General features: G+C 57.2%; 13 protein-coding genes. 9 read left to right on the forward strand and 4 right to left on the reverse strand.

Going from position 1 to position 15,924, the window contains the following annotated elements:
- The first annotated feature begins 7 nt into the window (after positions 1 to 7).
- The 4 genes from BTJ39_RS02415 (at position 8) to BTJ39_RS02430 (ending at position 5,205) form a co-directional block, all read left to right on the forward strand.
- Positions 8 to 1,513, forward strand: a complete 1,506-nt coding sequence (locus BTJ39_RS02415; RefSeq protein WP_078001056.1) for a xylulokinase — start codon at positions 8 to 10, stop codon at positions 1,511 to 1,513.
- Positions 1,510 to 2,694, forward strand: coding sequence for a mannitol dehydrogenase family protein (locus tag BTJ39_RS02420; RefSeq protein ID WP_078001057.1), 1,185 nt, complete (start codon positions 1,510 to 1,512; stop codon positions 2,692 to 2,694). The genes BTJ39_RS02415 and BTJ39_RS02420 overlap by 4 nt, the downstream gene beginning before the upstream one ends.
- Positions 2,687 to 3,826, forward strand: a complete 1,140-nt coding sequence (locus BTJ39_RS02425; protein WP_078001058.1) for a mannitol dehydrogenase family protein — start codon at positions 2,687 to 2,689, stop codon at positions 3,824 to 3,826. The genes BTJ39_RS02420 and BTJ39_RS02425 overlap by 8 nt, the downstream gene beginning before the upstream one ends.
- A 104-nt stretch (positions 3,827 to 3,930) precedes the next feature.
- Positions 3,931 to 5,205, forward strand: coding sequence for an MFS transporter (locus tag BTJ39_RS02430; protein ID WP_078001059.1), 1,275 nt, complete (start codon positions 3,931 to 3,933; stop codon positions 5,203 to 5,205).
- A 1,622-nt stretch (positions 5,206 to 6,827) separates the two neighbouring features.
- Here BTJ39_RS02430 and BTJ39_RS02435 read toward each other — a convergent pair.
- The 4 genes from BTJ39_RS02435 to BTJ39_RS02450 all read right to left on the reverse strand — a co-directional run bounded on the left by BTJ39_RS02435 (position 6,828) and on the right by BTJ39_RS02450 (position 10,355).
- Complete coding sequence (locus BTJ39_RS02435) at positions 6,828 to 7,481, reverse strand: GntR family transcriptional regulator (RefSeq protein WP_078001060.1); 654 nt, start codon at positions 7,479 to 7,481, stop codon at positions 6,828 to 6,830.
- 79 nt (positions 7,482 to 7,560) lie between these two features.
- Positions 7,561 to 8,064, reverse strand: a complete 504-nt coding sequence (locus BTJ39_RS02440; RefSeq protein ID WP_198412928.1) for a flavin reductase family protein — start codon at positions 8,062 to 8,064, stop codon at positions 7,561 to 7,563.
- A 2-nt stretch (positions 8,065 to 8,066) separates the two neighbouring features.
- On the reverse strand, positions 8,067 to 9,230 hold the full coding sequence (locus tag BTJ39_RS02445) for a M24 family metallopeptidase (RefSeq protein ID WP_078001062.1): 1,164 nt from the start codon (positions 9,228 to 9,230) through the stop codon (positions 8,067 to 8,069).
- 54 nt (positions 9,231 to 9,284) lie between these two features.
- Positions 9,285 to 10,355: a M24 family metallopeptidase gene (locus BTJ39_RS02450; protein ID WP_176110177.1), complete on the reverse strand. Its 1,071-nt coding sequence runs from the start codon at positions 10,353 to 10,355 to the stop codon at positions 9,285 to 9,287.
- A 181-nt stretch (positions 10,356 to 10,536) separates the two neighbouring features.
- Between BTJ39_RS02450 and BTJ39_RS02455 the strand changes: the two genes are divergently transcribed.
- The 5 genes from BTJ39_RS02455 (at position 10,537) to BTJ39_RS02475 (ending at position 15,919) form a co-directional block, all read left to right on the forward strand.
- Entirely contained in the window at positions 10,537 to 10,953 is a 417-nt protein-coding gene (locus BTJ39_RS02455; RefSeq protein ID WP_078001064.1) for an ester cyclase, read from the forward strand.
- Positions 10,953 to 12,332 carry a dipeptidase gene (locus BTJ39_RS02460; protein ID WP_078001065.1) on the forward strand — a complete coding sequence of 460 codons (1,380 nt, stop codon included), beginning with the start codon at positions 10,953 to 10,955 and terminating at the stop codon, positions 12,330 to 12,332. Before BTJ39_RS02455 ends, BTJ39_RS02460 begins: the two co-directional genes overlap by 1 nt.
- 90 nt (positions 12,333 to 12,422) lie before the next feature.
- Positions 12,423 to 13,658 carry an acyl-CoA dehydrogenase family protein gene (locus BTJ39_RS02465; RefSeq protein WP_078001066.1) on the forward strand — a complete coding sequence of 412 codons (1,236 nt, stop codon included), beginning with the start codon at positions 12,423 to 12,425 and terminating at the stop codon, positions 13,656 to 13,658.
- Between the two features lie 54 nt (positions 13,659 to 13,712).
- Positions 13,713 to 14,810: an ABC transporter ATP-binding protein gene (locus BTJ39_RS02470; protein WP_078001067.1), complete on the forward strand. Its 1,098-nt coding sequence runs from the start codon at positions 13,713 to 13,715 to the stop codon at positions 14,808 to 14,810.
- Between the two features lie 50 nt (positions 14,811 to 14,860).
- A complete protein-coding gene (locus BTJ39_RS02475) occupies positions 14,861 to 15,919 on the forward strand; it encodes an ABC transporter substrate-binding protein (protein WP_078001068.1) in 1,059 nt (352 codons plus the stop codon).
- Positions 15,920 to 15,924 lie beyond the last annotated feature (5 nt).

The following is a 15,924-nucleotide window of genomic DNA, read 5'->3' on the forward strand; positions in this document are numbered from 1 at the left end:
GTACCTGATGAACGGCTCTGTCATCCTTACTCTGGACATTGGAACCACCTCATGCAAGCTGGTGCTGATTGATCGCCACGGCCATGAGTTGTTTACCGATAAAACGCATTACCCGCTCTTTTTCCCCGCGCCGGGGAGGGTGGAGCAGGACCCGCAGGAGATCTGGTCCAACATTAAGGCGATGCTTCAGCGCCTGCCGACGCAGAGCGCCCACGCTGAAAATATTGCGGCGTTTGCCATCAGCTCGCAGATAAGCGCCCACTTTTTGGTCGATGAGGCCGGCGTGCCGCTGACCAATATTATTTCCTGGATGGACAGCCGCGCGCTGGCCGAGGCGCAGGAGCTGGTGGGGGCTTACAGCAAGGCGGATCTTCATCACGAGCTGGGGATGGATATGCTGATCGGCCCGGCGTTTATCGCGCCGAAGCTGAAGTGGCTGGCAAAAAATGAGGCGGCAAAGTTGGCGCAGGCTCGCTATCTGGTGCAGATAAAGGAGTACGTTATCTGGCAACTGAGCGGCCAGTGGCGCTCTGATCTGACCAGCCTGAAGGGCATCGTTAACCAGCAGAATCGCCGCCTCTCCACCAGGCTGCTCGCCTGGGCCGGTGCGCCGCAGTCAATTATTCCGCCCTGTGGCGATCCGTGGGATATCGTCGGTGGCCTGCAGGAAGAGGTGGCCGCAGAGCTGGGGCTGCCGCAAGGCGTGCCGCTGGTGCTCGGCTGGAACGACCTGAATGCCGCCATCCTCGGCACGGTCGGCGTACCGCAGCAAAAGCGCGGCTTTGATATTACCGGCACCTCGGAGCACATCGGCTTTGTCAGCTCGCAGCCGCTGAGCGCCAGCCCGCAGGGCATCAACTGTCTGCCATTTTTCGCCGACGTGTCGCTTTCATACGGCGTCACCTCGTCCGGCGGCCAGTCGCTGCAGTGGTATATGAAAAATATCGCGCGCAGCGATCGCTATCATGAGATCGAAACTCAGGTTGCCAGCGTGCCTGCCGGCAGCGACAGACTGCTTTTTCTGCCCTATATCAACGGGGAACGTAACCCCTGGTGGAACCCTAATGCTCAGGGCGTTTTCTTCGGCCTGCGCGCCCAGCACACCAACGATCATATGACGCGGGCGGTGCTTGAAGGCGTCGGGTTTGCTTTGAAAGCCAGCGCGGTGCGGCTGGAATCGATGCCTGATGAGTTCGTGGTCTCCGGCGGCGCCAGCTCGCTTGATATCTGGAACCAGATTAAGGCCGACATCATTGGCGTCCCCTTCAGAAAACTACAGACCACCGAGGCCGGCTGCCTTGGCGTCGCTATTCTGGCGGCCTACGCGCTCGGCTGGCATCCCTCGCTCGCGGCGGCAGCGGATAGCATGATCCGCACCGCGCAGCTCTATCTGCCGGATGCCGGTAACCAGCGTATGTATCAACAGAGGTTCGACACTTATCTCAGCTTGTATAACGCGCTGACGCCGGTGTTTGACAGCAATATTAATCAGCCAGAGGTCGTGGAATCATGAAAGCCATCATTTACGGCGCGGGAAAAATTTCGCGCGGATTTATCTCGCAGCTGCTGCATATTGCCGGCTGGCAGATTGTTTATGTCGATCTAAACGAGGCGCTGCTGGAACAGCTGCGCAGCCGCGGTAGTTTCACCGTCGAGGTGATGGGCGCAACAGAGAAAAATAGCGTTATTCAGGGCTATACCTGCCTGGCGCTTAGCGATACCGCCGCCGTGGCAAAACAGTTAAAAGATGCCGATATTATTTTTACCTCGGTGGGCGGTAAAAATTTACAGGCGTTAGGTCAAACCATCGCCGAATCGCTGAGCCTGTGCCTGCGCGACGGCGGCATTAAAAACAGCCTGAACATCATTACCTGTGAAAACTGGAAAGATCCGGCAAAAGTATTAACTGCAAGTATTAAAAGCCATTCTGGCACCAGGGAAAACCAATTATTTGACCAGCAAATTGGCGTGGCGCAGGCGGTGGTTATGCGCTCCGCCGTTGAGCCAACTCCGGACATGCTGGCGCGCGATCCGCTGATCGTGCCGGTACAGGACTTCTGGCAGCTGCCGGTGGATGCTGACAGCATTAAGGGCCAGCCGCCGGCGATCGAGGGCATTGTTTATCAGGAAAACTTTGCCGGCTTCCTCGAACGCAAAATTTTCACCTATAACACCGGCAATGCCACCATCGCCTACCTTGGCTACCTGAAGAAGCGCTATGCGCTGGCGGAAGCGGCTAACGATCCTTTCATCGTCTCGGTGCTGGACGAGGTCTATCAGGAAACCAACCGGGCGCTGGCGTTAAAGCATCAGTGCAGCATCGAAGAGCAGCAGGCCTTCTCAGCGCAGGCTAAACGGAAATATCAGGATTTCGCCATCATTGATGACGTCCGCCGTCATGCCAACGATCCGTTAAGGAAACTCGGCCCTGACGATCGGCTCATCGGCGCCGCCCGGCTGGTGCAGGCGTATGACCTGCCGGTTGATGGCATCGCCACCGCCATTGCCGCGGCGCTCTATTACGACAATCCGCAGGATGAACACGCCGTCGCCTTGCGCGCTATGAGAGAACAGCACGGCATCAGCCATATTCTTGAGCATGTTTGCCAGATTTCACCGGATGGTAATTTAGCGCGCGTTGTTAAAGAAAAAATCGCCTACCTTAAAAAAACGGGAATTATTGAACATGAGTAAACAGCCTTCCGCAGTTATTATCGGCGCCGGTCAGACCGGGCGAGGATTTATTGCCAGATTCCTGTTCAAAAGTAATTATCATCTGACTTTTATCGATAAAAATGAAAAGACGGTGAATTATCTTAAGCAGGATAATTTTTTCACCATTCACTGCTTCACCGAAACGGTGCCGCCGGTGCATATTCATGGCTTTGATACGCACCTTGCCGCCAGCGCCGCCGCCCACCAGGCGCTGCTCGATGCCGACTTGCTGTTCGTTGCCGTCGGTCAGCAAAACCTGGCGCAGGTTGCCGCCGATATTGCGCCGGCATTGGCGCAGCGCCGCAGCCAGGGGAAAGATCCGCTAAAGGTGCTTACCTGCGAGAACGGCGTAGCGCCGGGGCAAATTCTGACGGACGCCATCAATGGCTATGCGGATGCGCAGGGCGCTGCGCTGGTTTCCGAAGTGGCCATCTTCTGCACGACCAACGTGTTGAAGAAAACCCGTCTGGATATCGGCAGTGAAAACTACAACCGCGTGCCTTATAACGCCGCGATCCTCGGCGGCCCGTTGCCGATCGAAGGCTTCGATCCGGACGCGGATATGAGCAAACTGCTGAAACGTAAAATATATACCTACAATTTTATCAGTGCCTGCGTGACCTATCTCGGTGCTTATAAAGGGATTGAAGATTATGCGGCCTCGGCTAATGACGATGAAGTACGTAAGCTTATTTTCAGCGTAGTGCCGGAGCTAAATAAAGCGCTGTGCCGGGTACTGGAAGTGGATGCCGAATCGCAGAAAACCTTTTCTGATAACGCGCTGAAAAAATTCAGCGATCACAATATCGAAGATTACGTCAGTAAAAATGCGCGTGACGTAGCGCGCAAGCTGCGTCCGGACGATCGCATGATTGCGCCGGCAAATATGATTATTGAAAATCATGGTGATACCCATGCTATCGCCATCGTTATTGCCGCCGCCATTCTCTGGGGTGAGCGCAATGAAAAATTACTGGAATCCTTTGCCAGCGTGGCGGCGGTATTAACTACCCTGAGCAAAGTGAATAAAGATTCCGAATTATTTAAACAGGTTGAGCGTTATTATACGGCGCTCAAATCAGGCACCACCATCGGTAGCCTGCTGAAGTAACTATTTTCATTAAAAGATAGAGGGCCAAAGCTAAACGAAACCGTTTAGCTGGCCCTGACTGTACCCTGAATTCGAGCCTTACTATAACAATATCAGAGGTTTATATGACTCATTCCAAACCAACCAAAGTCAGATTTTTTATTCTGTTTATGGTGTTTATCTCTGTGGTAATAAACTATATGGACCGTAGCAACCTTTCGATTGCCGGGCCGCATATAGCGAAAGACTTTGGTTTATCCACCGTCGAGATGGGCTATATCTATTCTGCCTTCGGCTGGAGCTACGCGCTGTTGCAAATTCCGGGCGGACTGATTGTTGATAAGATCGTTCCGCGCGTGCTGTATACCCTGATGCTGGTGGGCTGGTCCGCCATGACACTGATGATGGGTCTGGCGCAGGGCTTCCTTACGCTGTTCGGCCTGCGTCTGGCGATCGGTGTATTTGAAGTACCCGCTTTTCCGACTAACAATAAAATTGTTACCGCCTGGTTTCCCGAGCATGAAAAGGGTAAGGCTATCGCCTGCTATACCTCGGGGCAGTTTGTCGGCGTTGCCTTTCTGACGCCGGTGCTGGTGGCTATCCAGGCGTGGATCGGCTGGCAGGGTATGTTCATTCTGATGGGGCTGATCGGCATTGTCTGGGGCGTAATCTGGTATCTGCTGTATCGCCAGCCCGATGAGCACAAGGGGGTGAATCAGGCCGAACTGGATCATATCAGCAAGGGCGGCGGCATCGTTTCTGGCAGTGCCGCGCAGCAGCAAAAAATCGACTGGTCGCAGATCAAAATGGCTTTTTCACGCCGCAAGCTGTGGGGCGTTTACATCGGGCAGTTTGCCTCAACCTCAATGCTGTGGTTCTTCCTTACCTGGTTCCCAACCTATCTGGTGCAGTATCGCGGGCTGGATTTCATCAAGGTAGGTTTTCTGACCTCCATTCCGTTCCTCGCTGCTTTCTGTGGCGTGCTGCTGGGTGGCACTTTCTCCGACTGGTTAATTAAACGTGGCCATAGCATCACCCTGGCGCGTAAGCTGCCGGTTATTCTCGGCCTGCTGCTGTCTACCAGTATCGTTGGCGCCAACTTTACCGATAACACTACGCTTATCGTCGTGTTTATGACCATCGCCTTTTTCGGCAATGGTTTCTCGTCTATAACCTGGGCGCTGGTGTCCGCCATCGCGCCGTTGAAAGCGATTGGCATTACCGGCGGCACCTTTAACTTTATGGGTAACCTGTCGTCAATCTTTATCCCGATCGTTATCGGCTATCTGGTCAGCGGCGGCAACTTCGCACCGGCGCTGATCTTTATCTCGCTGATTGCGCTGACCGGCGCGCTGTCTTATATCTTCGTGGTTGGCAAGGTGGAGCGCGTTTCGTTTTAAGCGATAAGCTGATAGCGCAGGCGATTACAAAGCGGCTCCCTGATAAACACAGGCGCCGCTTTCAGCCAACGCTGCGGTAACGGTATTCCCTTATTGCTGCAAGTCAAGCACCCAGGTCGCAGCAGGCCCGGCTGCTTTCCGCACCGGCGCAAGCACGTCCGTGTGGCCTGGCGCACGGCCATCCCTGGCCGCGAGCCTGCTGAAACCAGCCGGGCCTTCTCCTCCCCCGTAAACTTCCTCATCGCTTTAGTAAAAAAACCAAGTCTGCGCCGGGCTGGATGCCAGCAACCTGGTTTTGGCTTTTTAATAAAAAACGGATGCCGTTTCCCACAAACCTGTATCAACAGGCTTTTCTGCGCCGAACGAATGAAGCCCGCCAGGGTGAGCCGCAGGGAAGCGGCGAAAGTAAGCGCTGCGTCGGGAACGCATCGCGAACGGCCCGTACGGCGGGCTACATGCGTGAGGGTAGGACGCAGCCACGCAGAAATTGCCGGAAGTCCGGGGTCAAGGGGCCATGACGTTTGATGGCCCCTTGCCGGTCGCCCGCAGCGGCGGGCAACGATGGCACTCGCCGCACAGGCGAACGGAACAACCCACCTCCGGTGAAATAAACACCCACCGCCCGGGCGAACGGCATATCCTCATTGCTGCAAGTCCGATACACCGGTCGCAGAAGGCCCGGCTGTTTTCCGCACCGGCACAAGCACGTCCGTGTGGCCTGGCGCACGGCCATCCCTGGCCGTGAGCCTGCTGAAATCAGCCGGGCCTTCTCCTCCCCCACAAGCTTCTTCATCGCTTTAAGTGAAAAAGAAAACCAGGTCTGCGCCAGACCGGATGCCGTTTCAGCAACCCTGCGCCAACAGGCTTTTCTGCGCCGAACGAATGAAGCCAGCCAGGGTGAGCCGCAGGGAGGCGACGAAAGTAAGCGCTGCGTCGGGAACGCATCGCGAACGGCCCGTACGGCGGGCTACATGCGTGAGGGTAGGACGCAGCCACGCAGAAACTGCCGGAAGTCCGGGGTCAAGGGGCCATGACGTTTGATGGCCCTTGGCCGATCGCCCGCAGCGGCGGGCAACGATGGCACCTGCCGTGCAGGCGAACGGAACAACCCACCAGAGGTGAACATCAACAAAGCAACCCATGCCGTTATCGATTAAAAACGGATGCCGTTTCCCACAAGCCTGTACCAACAGGCTTTTCTGCGCCGAACGAATGAAGCCCGCCAGGGTGAGCCGCAGGGAAGCGGCGAAAGTAAGCGCTGCGTCGGGAACGCATCGCGAACGGCCCGTACGGCGGGCTACATGCGTGAGGGAAGGGCGCAGCCACGCAGAAACTGCCGGAAGTCCGGGGTCAAGGGGCCATGACGTTTGATGGCCCCTTGCCGGTCGCCCGCAGCGGCGGGCAAATAAGCCACCTGCCGTACAGGCGAACGGAACAACCCGCCTAAGGTGGAGAAATCAGCCAGCCGCTGCCCAGGAAAACGGAACAACCCACCTTCGGTGAGTGGAATATCAATATCCCACGGAAGGTTAAATAAGTCGGGTAGGCAGGGAGGGATTTACAGCTCCAGGGTCAAGGGACCGTGACGCCAGACGGTCCCTTGTCCGCCGTCGCGCGGAAAATTAATCAATACGCGAGCGGATAAATTGCAACACGGTGGTCAGGTGAGTGCGGATTGCGCTTTCCGCCTGGTCAGCATCGCGCCTGCTGAGGGCGTTCGCCAGCGCCATATGCTGCTCCTGCAACAGCACCGACTCCTGGTGATCGGAGGAGGGTGTCAGTTCAGTAAACGAGTAGGCGTAGAACTCTTCGATCAGGCTGATTAACCGCTGGCTGTGAGATGCCTGCGCCAGCTGCATATGAAACTGGCGATCCAGCGTCGAGCGTTCGCGAAGCGCAATGCCGCGATAAATCGCATCCTGTCCTTCCTGGGCGTAGCGCATAATCTCCGCCAGCTCCTCGTCGCTGCCGCTGTGGCAGGCAAGCCGCGCGGCGGCCACTTCCAGCGCCTGGCGGATAATCAGCACTTCGGAAATTTTGGCGCGGGTATCCTGCACCTGCAATCCTTTACCCGGCACGCGTTTCACCAGACCTTCACTTTGCAGCTTCAGCACCGCTTCACGCACGGGTGTACGGCTGACGTTCAGCTTTTCTGCCAGTTTGGTTTCTACCAGGCGTGCGCCCGGCGGGAAGCTTCCCTGCAAAATAGCCTGGCGCAGCTCGCGGTAAACCAGGTTTACCACCGGTTCGCGGTCGGCTAATTGTGATATTTCCATGCGGGCTCCCAATCTCTGGCCTGTTTCGGCTCTATGCTATCTCAGATGCTGCGGATAAGCGATATCAGTCCGGCGCGCATTAGCGGCGTAAATTAACCGGTGCGATACCATGATAGCCGCCGCGAAAAAATACCAGCGGCGGTTCATCCTGCTCCTGATGGCGATGCCTGAGCACCTCGCTGAGAAAAATAATGTGGTCGCCGCCATCATCATGGCGATGGACCCGACATTCAAAGCTGGCGATGGCGCCATCCAACAGCGGCGCCCCGTTGTCGCCGCGATGCCAGTTAACGCCCTGCCATTTGTCAATGCCTGCAGTAGCGAAGCGTCCTGAGAGATCGGCCTGCTTATGGCTGAGCACATTTACCGCGTAGAACGGCAGCGTAAGCAGCGTCTGGCAGCCCGGCGCCCGGCGCGACAGGCTGAAAAGGATCAGCGGCGGATCGAGCGATACGCTGTTAAACGAGCTGACTGTCATGCCAAGCGGTGTGCCGTTCCCGGTGATGGCGGTGACGACGGTAACGCCGGTGGCGAACTGGCTCAGCACCTGGCGTAGTGCAAGGGTGGTGGTTTGGCTGGTCACGATCAAATCTCCTCGCTGGCGATAAACGCACGGCGCTCAAGCTGGGTTAAACGCTCGGCTCCGCGATCGGTAATCAGGATCGTTTCGCTGAACGCCAGACCCTGAGCGCTGGTGTACATGTGAAACACCATGCCGGCCTGCAACGTCCAGCTGCTGTCGGGCAGAAACACGCGGGTGAAATCGCTGGTGCGCGGAATGCAGACCAAACCAAGCGAATATCCGCTGATATTGCTGTAGCTATCACGCAATCCTTCCGTCAGCACCTGCTGACGCAAAATGGCATCGATCTCTGCGGCGCTGACGCCAGGCTGCATTGCGGCGAACTGGGCGTCTTGCAGGGCGATGAGCCTGGCGGCGATTTCCAGCGCCTGCGGCTCTGGCTCGCCGACCAGCACCGGGCGCATCAGGCGTGCGGTATAGCAGCGGTAGTGGGGCACCATTTCAATATGCACCACGTCGCCCTGCTGCAATACGCGCTGGCCGAGGGGCGCGTGCAGAATATTAGAGCGCGGGCCGGACTGCATCAGCAGCAGGCGGGTGTTATCCGCTCCGGAACGCAGAGCGCTGCTGTAGATAGCGGCAGCAACGTCGCGCTCGTTAACGCCGATTGCTGATGCGCGGACCCCTGCCAGGGTGGCGCTGTCGCAAATCTCACTGGCGCGTCGCAGGTAGTCGATCTCCCTGGGCGATTTATACAGCCGCTGTTCCCACATATGCCGGGAAAAATCAACAAAGGAGGTTTGCGGTAGCAGCGCCTTGAGCCGTGCGAGGCGCTGTGGCAGGAGAATATTCGAATCCATTTCCACGCCGAGGGATAACCTGTCCCAGCGGTAACGACGCAGCGCGGCGGCGACCAGCTCAAGCGGCTCTTCATTGTCGGCATAGGCCACGCAGGTTTCCACCCAACTCATTTCTTGCTGCATCCCGGCGTCAAGGCTGCGGATAATCATTACCGGATCGCCGGAAAGCGGCAGCAGGCAGCACTGGTACATCGCGGCGGTAGGGACGTGGCCGGTGAAATAGGCCAGATGCTCAAACTCATCAATCAACAGGACGTCAATGCGCTGCTGCATCATGGTTTGGCGCAGCTTGCTGACACGCTGCTGATATTCAGCTGGCGTAAAGGCCAGCCCAGGACGACCAGGTACGCTGTTTTCTGTATCCATGACGGCACCCCGTAGTAATCAGAGAATCGCGATTGCGCGCGAGCTTTGTGTCAGTCAGCGGCTTGCCTGCGCCGTTACCACCAGAATATCTTCGATACGCACTCCCCAGCGGCCGGGAATGTAAACGCCGGGTTCCAGTGAAAACGCCATTCCCGCCGCCAGCGGCTGCGGGTTGCCCGCGACGATCCACGGGCTTTCATGGGCGGCGAGACCGATACCGTGTCCGATGCGGTGAGTGAAATAGTCGCCGAAGCCGCCATCCGCAATCTGCTGACGCGCAACGGCATCAATCTGCTGGGCGCTGACGCCGGGGCGTACCGCCCGGCAGGCCGTCTGCTGGGCGCTAAGTACCAGGTCATACAGCGCCTGGTATTCATCGGGTGGGGTTCCGGTCAGGGCTACGCGACAAATATCACCGTAATAGCCATCAAAGCAGCCGGCAAAATCGAATACCACCGGCTCATCGGCGCCGATAACGTAATCGCTGCCGTGATGCAGCGGCGAGGCGCCGTTAGCGCCGGCACCGACGTCAATCCAGCTTATCTCGCTGAAGCCTACGCGCTGCATCAGCTGTTGTAGCCTGGTGCGCAGGGCGAACTCGCTTTGTCCGGCCAGTGGACCGCAGCTGGCGCAAAACTGCTGCCATGTTTCATCGATTGCTTCGGCAGCGCGAGCCAGCGCGCTTATTTCATGGTCTTGTTTGACGGCGCGCGCGGCGTCAATGGTGCGCTCCCCGCTGACAAATTGACGGTCTTCTCCGGCCTGCAACGCCAGCAGGAATCCACTGTAAAACTCATCGTTAACGGCAATCCGTTGCGCTTTGCAGGCTGTTATTTGTTCGAGTAGCAGGTCTGCGGGCTGCTCACCATCCCGCCAGGTCGCAAGCTGAACGCCCGCAATGTCGTTATACAGCGGCGCCTGCAATTCGGGGGCAATGAGCTGACAACTGCCGTTGGCTGTCACCAGCAGCGCCAGCAACCGTTCGGTTGATATCGGACGACGCCCGGTGAAATAGCTGAAGTTGGCGCCTGGTCCAATAATCGCCAGGTCAACAGATTCGGTGCGTAGTCGCTCTGCCAGCGCTGCACGCCTGTCCTGCATGACTTTTTGCACTTCAGTAGCCATTTTGCTCTCCGTGATGTTGCACATTTGATGAGTAGTTGTTGACTAAAGGTGAAAAAAACATCAATAGTAATGTATACAGAATACATACTGGTGAGCGGAAAATGTTCTGTCAAGCGCTTTATCAGCCGGCTGTTTAAGCCTGCGGCCCGTCGTTGCCGTGATTAACCAGGAGCCTCTAGCTATGCATTCGCACTTACAATCACCGCGTGAAGTGGTGGCGTTTTACTATCAGCAAGTCTGGGCTGAACGCCGGCCTGAACTTATCCCTTCGCTGTTTGCCGACGGCTACTCCAACCACGCCGGAGCGCGGGGAACCCTGAGCGGTCCTTCAGGTATTGAAAATAATTATCACGCCACCCTGAGCGCCTTTCCCGACGTTGAAATGCGGGTGGAAAAACTGCTGGCCGAGGGGGAGTTCGTTACCGCTCATTACCTGATGCTGGGTAGCCATCAGGGTGATTTTCAGGGCATCTCCGCCACAGGTTCTGCAATCAACGTGCCAGGAATCGGTATTTATCGGGTGCAAAATGGTCAGATCCAGGAAAGCTGGGTGGTACGTGATTCCCTGCTGCTGCTACGCCAGCTGGGGGCCGCCTAATGACGTCCTGGCAACGTTACTTGCAGCAGCATCAGGCGCAGTTTATTGAGCAGATGTCTGAGTTTTTGCGTATTCCCAGCATTTCGGCGCAGCCGGAACACCTGCCCGACGTCTGGCAGTGCGCGCGCTGGCTGGTACAGCGGCTGGAAAGCGCCGGAATTTGCCAGCCCGCCATTCTGCAGGCCGGTGAGTATCCGCTGGTGTACGGCGAGTGGCTTGAGGCCGGCGAGGACGCGCCGACTATCCTGATTTATGGTCATTTTGACGTGCAACCGGTGGAACCGCTGTCGGAATGGCATCACCCGCCGTTCGAACCCTGGATTGAAGACGACAAAATTTATGCCAGGGGCGCCAGCGATGATAAGGGCAACATGCTGGTGCCGATTGTGGTGCTGGAGGCGCTGCTGCGTACCGAGGGCCGCCTGCCGGTTAACGTTAAGCTGCTATTTGAAGGGCAGGAAGAGATCCTCAGCCCCGATCTGCCCGCGTTTATCGCCGCTCATAAAACGCGCTTAGCCTGCGATCTGGTGGTCAGCGCCGACGGTTGGCAATGGAGCGAGAGCGAGGCGGATTTACGCACCGGTCTGCGCGGTCTTTGCGCTCTGGAGGTCACCGTCAGCGGGCCGCGGCAGGACGTACACGCCGGTACTCACGGCGGCGCGTTAGCCAACCCGATCCATGGGCTGGCGCAGCTGCTGTCCGGTTTGCATGACGAACAGGGCAGGGTATGCGTGCCGGGATTCTATCAGCAGGTGAAGGCGCTGACGCAGGCCGAGCGCGAACAGCTTAATGCGATTCCTTTTGATGAAGCGCAGTGGCTGGCGCGGGTGGGCGTCACTGAACCTTTCGGCGAGCAGGGCTATACCACCCGCGAGCGTATCGGCATCCGTCCGACGCTGGAAGTTAACGGGATCAGCGGCGGTTATCAGGGCCACGGGGTAAAAACCATTATCCCGGCGCGGGCGACGGCCAAAATTACCTGTCGGCTGGTGCCGGATCAGCATCCTCAGGCTATTGCCCAGGCGGTGGCCGACCATCTGCACACCAGGGTACCACCCGGTGTCACTTTGCAGGTCAAGGTGCTGCCTAACGGTGCGCATCCCTACTACATGGCCAGCGACCATCCTGGCAACCAGGCTGCCGCTCATGTGCTGGAGGAAATTTATGGCAGAGCGCCTTATTACACCCGCTCTGGCGGCTCTATTGCGCTGCTGACGCTATTTCAGCAGCAGCTTGGCGTCTGCACCGTCATTTTTGGCTTTGGCTTACCCGATGAAAATTTTCATGCGCCGAACGAGTTTTTTCGCCTGGCGCAGTTTGCGCGTGGGCAGCGCGCATGGGGAGCGTTACTGCTACGGCTGGCCGCGACCCGGCTGTAACGCATCGGGTCCATATTTATTTCGTATGCTGTATACAAAAATTTTTATTTATATTCCCAACATCAACGTTTGATAATCGAGGGCACCAACATGATGGCATTAAACCAGCAACAGCAGCACTGGGTTGAAAAAGCGCAAGGGCTGGCGTCAGAGATTGCTGACCTGGCGGCGCAATATGATCGGGAAGCCTGCTTCCCGGAAAAAGTATTCGAACGTTTACGCGCAAGCGGGCTGCTGGCGCTGGCGGTGCCAAAAGAGTACGGCGGCCACGGTACGGCGGATGGCAATGTGCATCTGACGGCTTACCTGGTGACGGAGGCTATCTCACGAGCCTGCCCATCAACCGGCTGGGATCTGATTATTCACTACCATCAGTGCGGTGCGGTGGCGCGCCTCGGTAATGAAGAACAAAAGCAGCGTATTCTCGGCGACGTCGCGAAAAACGGCGCGCTGATGGGGTCGCTGGGCAGCGAGGTCGATCATCGGCAATCGGTCACCGTCGGCCAGGAGACGCGTAAGCTGGTTTTTCAGGCCGATATGATGCCGGTTGATGGCGGCTTTTGCGTCAACGCCAGCAAGCATTTTTGCTCCAACGGGCCGGTGGCTGACTACCTGCTGTACTGGAGCATGGCGCCCGGCAGCCAGTCGGGCGGCGAAGGCCTGACGCTGTCTATCGTGACCCGCGACTCTGCTGGTCTGACGTTCCACAACCACGGCTGGGACGACATTATTGGCCTGCGCAGTTCGGTAAGCTGGAGCGCTACCCTGAAAGACGTATTTATTCCGTGGCAGAACGTGCTGGGCGAACCGGCTGACTTTGTACATAAAGATCCCTACACCCTCGAACTTTCTCAGGCGTTTCAGCTGGTCGGTGCGGGGCAAGGGGCGATGGACTGCATTGTGAAAACGTTGCGCGACCGGCCTTTCCTGCAAAAAGAAGAGGGGCTGATGGTGCTGCTCGGTGAGCTTGAAAGCGCGCTGCAGGCTGCAAGAGGTTCCTGTCTGTACGCCAACATGCTGTGGGAGCAGAAAAACTACGGCGCGGCGGCGCGCGCATCGTTAAGTGCTCACCATACCGCCAGAGAGACTGCGCTGCTGGTTGCCACTAAAGGTTTCGATATTATCGGCACGCGTTCGCTGTTTAAAACCATGCCGCTGGAGCGCATCTGGCGCGATATTCGTACCGCTTCGCTGCATACCCGTGAATCACAGCTGTTAAGGCTCGTAGCCGACGCGGTAGTAAGCGGCCACTATGCGCCGAAACAGAAGTATGGTTCGCAAACGGTAAAAGCCAGAAGCTGGCGCGAGCTGGGACTGACTCACTAATAACCAACCTGTACCGGCATGCCTGCTGGCATGCTTTCATCGCGAGGGGAACTTATGGCAACGTCAGGCGCTGCTTTGCAGCTAAAAGAGCTACAGCGTTATTACGAGAGCTTCGGCGCGGTACGCGGCGTATCGCTTTCGCTGGAACCGGGGCAGTTTCTGACGCTGCTGGGCCCCAGCGGTTCAGGTAAAACCACCACGCTGTTGATGATCGCCGGCTTTCTGGAACCGAGCGCCGGAGAGATTCTGATTAACCAGCGTCCGGTAACCCACATCGCCGCCCATAAGCGTGATATCGGCATGGTATTTCAGAACTACGCGCTGTTTCCGCATATGACGGTCACTGATAACGTCGCCTTTCCGCTGAAAATGCGCGGCATAGCGCGTAAGGAAGCCCGTGAACAGGCCCAGCACTTTATCGAAAAGGTGGGGCTTGAGCGCTTTGCCCGGCGTTTTCCCGCCCAGCTCAGCGGCGGTCAGCAACAGCGGGTAGCCCTGGCGCGCGCGCTGGTTTTCAGCCCTTCGCTGGTACTGATGGATGAGCCGCTCGGCGCGCTGGACCGGCGTTTGCGTCTGCAAATGCAAGAAGAGATCAAAAAGCTGCAAGTCGACCTTGGCCTGACGGTGGTATATGTCACCCATGATCAGGAAGAAGCCCTGACGATGTCTGATCGGGTGGCGGTTATGGAGAATGGCCTGATCGCCAGCTTCGGGCCGCCGAAGCAGATCTATGAAGCGCCCGATAATCGTTTCGTGGCGGGCTTTATTGGCGAATCCAATTTTATTCAATGCCAGGTGCGTCAGCAGGATCAGAATTACGCGCTGGCAGCGGTAGGCGATTGCGGCGACGTGCGGGTATTGATGCGTCAGAGCGCGCAAGCCGGCGCCAGCGCCAGCGACGACAGCGTTATTTTCGTGCGCCCCGAGCGCCTGCATCTCTGTACGCCAGACGATCATTATCACAACAAGCTGTCGGCCAGCGTGGTGGGCGAAATTTATCTCGGTGACGCCACGCTGTTTCGTGTGCGGCTGGCAGACGGCCAGGAAGTGCGGGTCAAACGCCCCAATCGCGGCATCGGCGCACCGCTGCACCCCGGCGACCACTGTTTCGTCGGCTGGCAGACGGATGACGGCGTTTTACTCAGGCACTAAGCCCAGGGCTGTTTTCGTCTTTTACCCGGTTCTCTAGCGGAGATTAATTTATGCGCCAACACCTGTTATCTGCGTTTCATCCAGCCCGCTGCGCCTGCGCCTTAATCATGGCGGTCAGCCCGCTGGCCATCAGCGCTGACAATAGTCAGTCTCTGACCATTTTGTCTCTCGGCGGCGATTACCAGAAAGCGCAGAGTAGCATCTGGTTTCAGCCCTTTGCCCATGCGTCCGGTATTACGGTAAAAGAGGGTGCCGGTTATAACTACGCCAAGCTGAAAGTAATGATTCAGTCCGGCAACGTTGAAGCGGATATCATCGACGTTTCCGCTGATACCGTCGCAGCGCTGAATAAAGACGGTTTGCTGGAAAAAATAGACTGGGCGGCGATCCCGCAGGATTGTCAGCACGGCTTGCCGGCCGACATGAAGAAAGAGACGGCGTTTCCGACTATCCAGTGGGCAATGGTGATGGCCTACAACAGCAAAACCTTCCCGGATGGCAAAGGACCAAAAAGCTGGCAGGATTTCTGGAATACGCAATCGTTTCCGGGAAAACGCGGATCGATCGGCGCCACCCGACCGCCGGTAGAGCAGGCGGCGCTGGCGGAAAATCCGGATATGGCGAAGCTGTATCCTATCGACCTGAAAAAAGCCTATGAAAAAATCAGGCAGCTCGGTGACCAGTTCGTTTTTTCGGAGGGCTATGCCCAGGTGGCGCAGAACCTCGCCTCCGGCGAAACGGATATGGCGATTTTGCCTAACGGGCGCGTGACGCCGTTGATCAATAACGGCGTCCCGGTGGTGATTAACTGGAATCAGCATCTGCGCTTCCCAAGCTTTTTCGTCATTCCTAAAGGTGCGCCCAACAAGCAGAATGCGATGAAGTTTCTCGCCTGGGTTTGCCATCCAAACGTTATTGCACAGATAGCGAAACCTACCAGCTACGGGCCGATTAATACCGATGCCTATCAGTTTATCGCTGCGGAAGTGGCAGCGACGCTGCCCGGCAACCCCAAAACCGCCGATCTGGGACGGACGGCTGATACCGAGTGGCTGAGCAATGCACGCCCGCAGATCGCGCGGCGCTGGGCCAGCCTTAGCCTGCAATAAATACA

Source organism: Izhakiella australiensis, from assembly GCF_002006995.1.
GTDB classification, from domain to species: domain Bacteria; phylum Pseudomonadota; class Gammaproteobacteria; order Enterobacterales; family Enterobacteriaceae; genus Izhakiella; species Izhakiella australiensis.

Bases quoted from the DNA above. Each gene is read 5' to 3' on its own strand.
- BTJ39_RS02470 (WP_078001067.1), top strand. From the start codon at position 13,713: ATGGCAACGTCAGGCGCTGCTTTGCAGCTAAAAGAGCTACAGCGTTAT.
- BTJ39_RS02420 (WP_078001057.1), top strand. From the start codon at position 1,510: ATGAAAGCCATCATTTACGGCGCGGGAAAAATTTCGCGCGGATTTATC.
- BTJ39_RS02475 (WP_078001068.1), top strand. From the start codon at position 14,861: ATGCGCCAACACCTGTTATCTGCGTTTCATCCAGCCCGCTGCGCCTGC.
- BTJ39_RS02430 (WP_078001059.1), top strand. From the start codon at position 3,931: ATGACTCATTCCAAACCAACCAAAGTCAGATTTTTTATTCTGTTTATG.
- BTJ39_RS02455 (WP_078001064.1), top strand. From the start codon at position 10,537: ATGCATTCGCACTTACAATCACCGCGTGAAGTGGTGGCGTTTTACTAT.
- BTJ39_RS02460 (WP_078001065.1), top strand. From the start codon at position 10,953: ATGACGTCCTGGCAACGTTACTTGCAGCAGCATCAGGCGCAGTTTATT.
- BTJ39_RS02435 (WP_078001060.1), bottom strand. From the start codon at position 7,481: ATGGAAATATCACAATTAGCCGACCGCGAACCGGTGGTAAACCTGGTT.
- BTJ39_RS02465 (WP_078001066.1), top strand. From the start codon at position 12,423: ATGATGGCATTAAACCAGCAACAGCAGCACTGGGTTGAAAAAGCGCAA.
- BTJ39_RS02425 (WP_078001058.1), top strand. From the start codon at position 2,687: ATGAGTAAACAGCCTTCCGCAGTTATTATCGGCGCCGGTCAGACCGGG.
- BTJ39_RS02445 (WP_078001062.1), bottom strand. From the start codon at position 9,230: ATGGATACAGAAAACAGCGTACCTGGTCGTCCTGGGCTGGCCTTTACG.
- BTJ39_RS02450 (WP_176110177.1), bottom strand. From the start codon at position 10,355: ATGGCTACTGAAGTGCAAAAAGTCATGCAGGACAGGCGTGCAGCGCTG.
- BTJ39_RS02415 (WP_078001056.1), top strand. From the start codon at position 8: ATGAACGGCTCTGTCATCCTTACTCTGGACATTGGAACCACCTCATGC.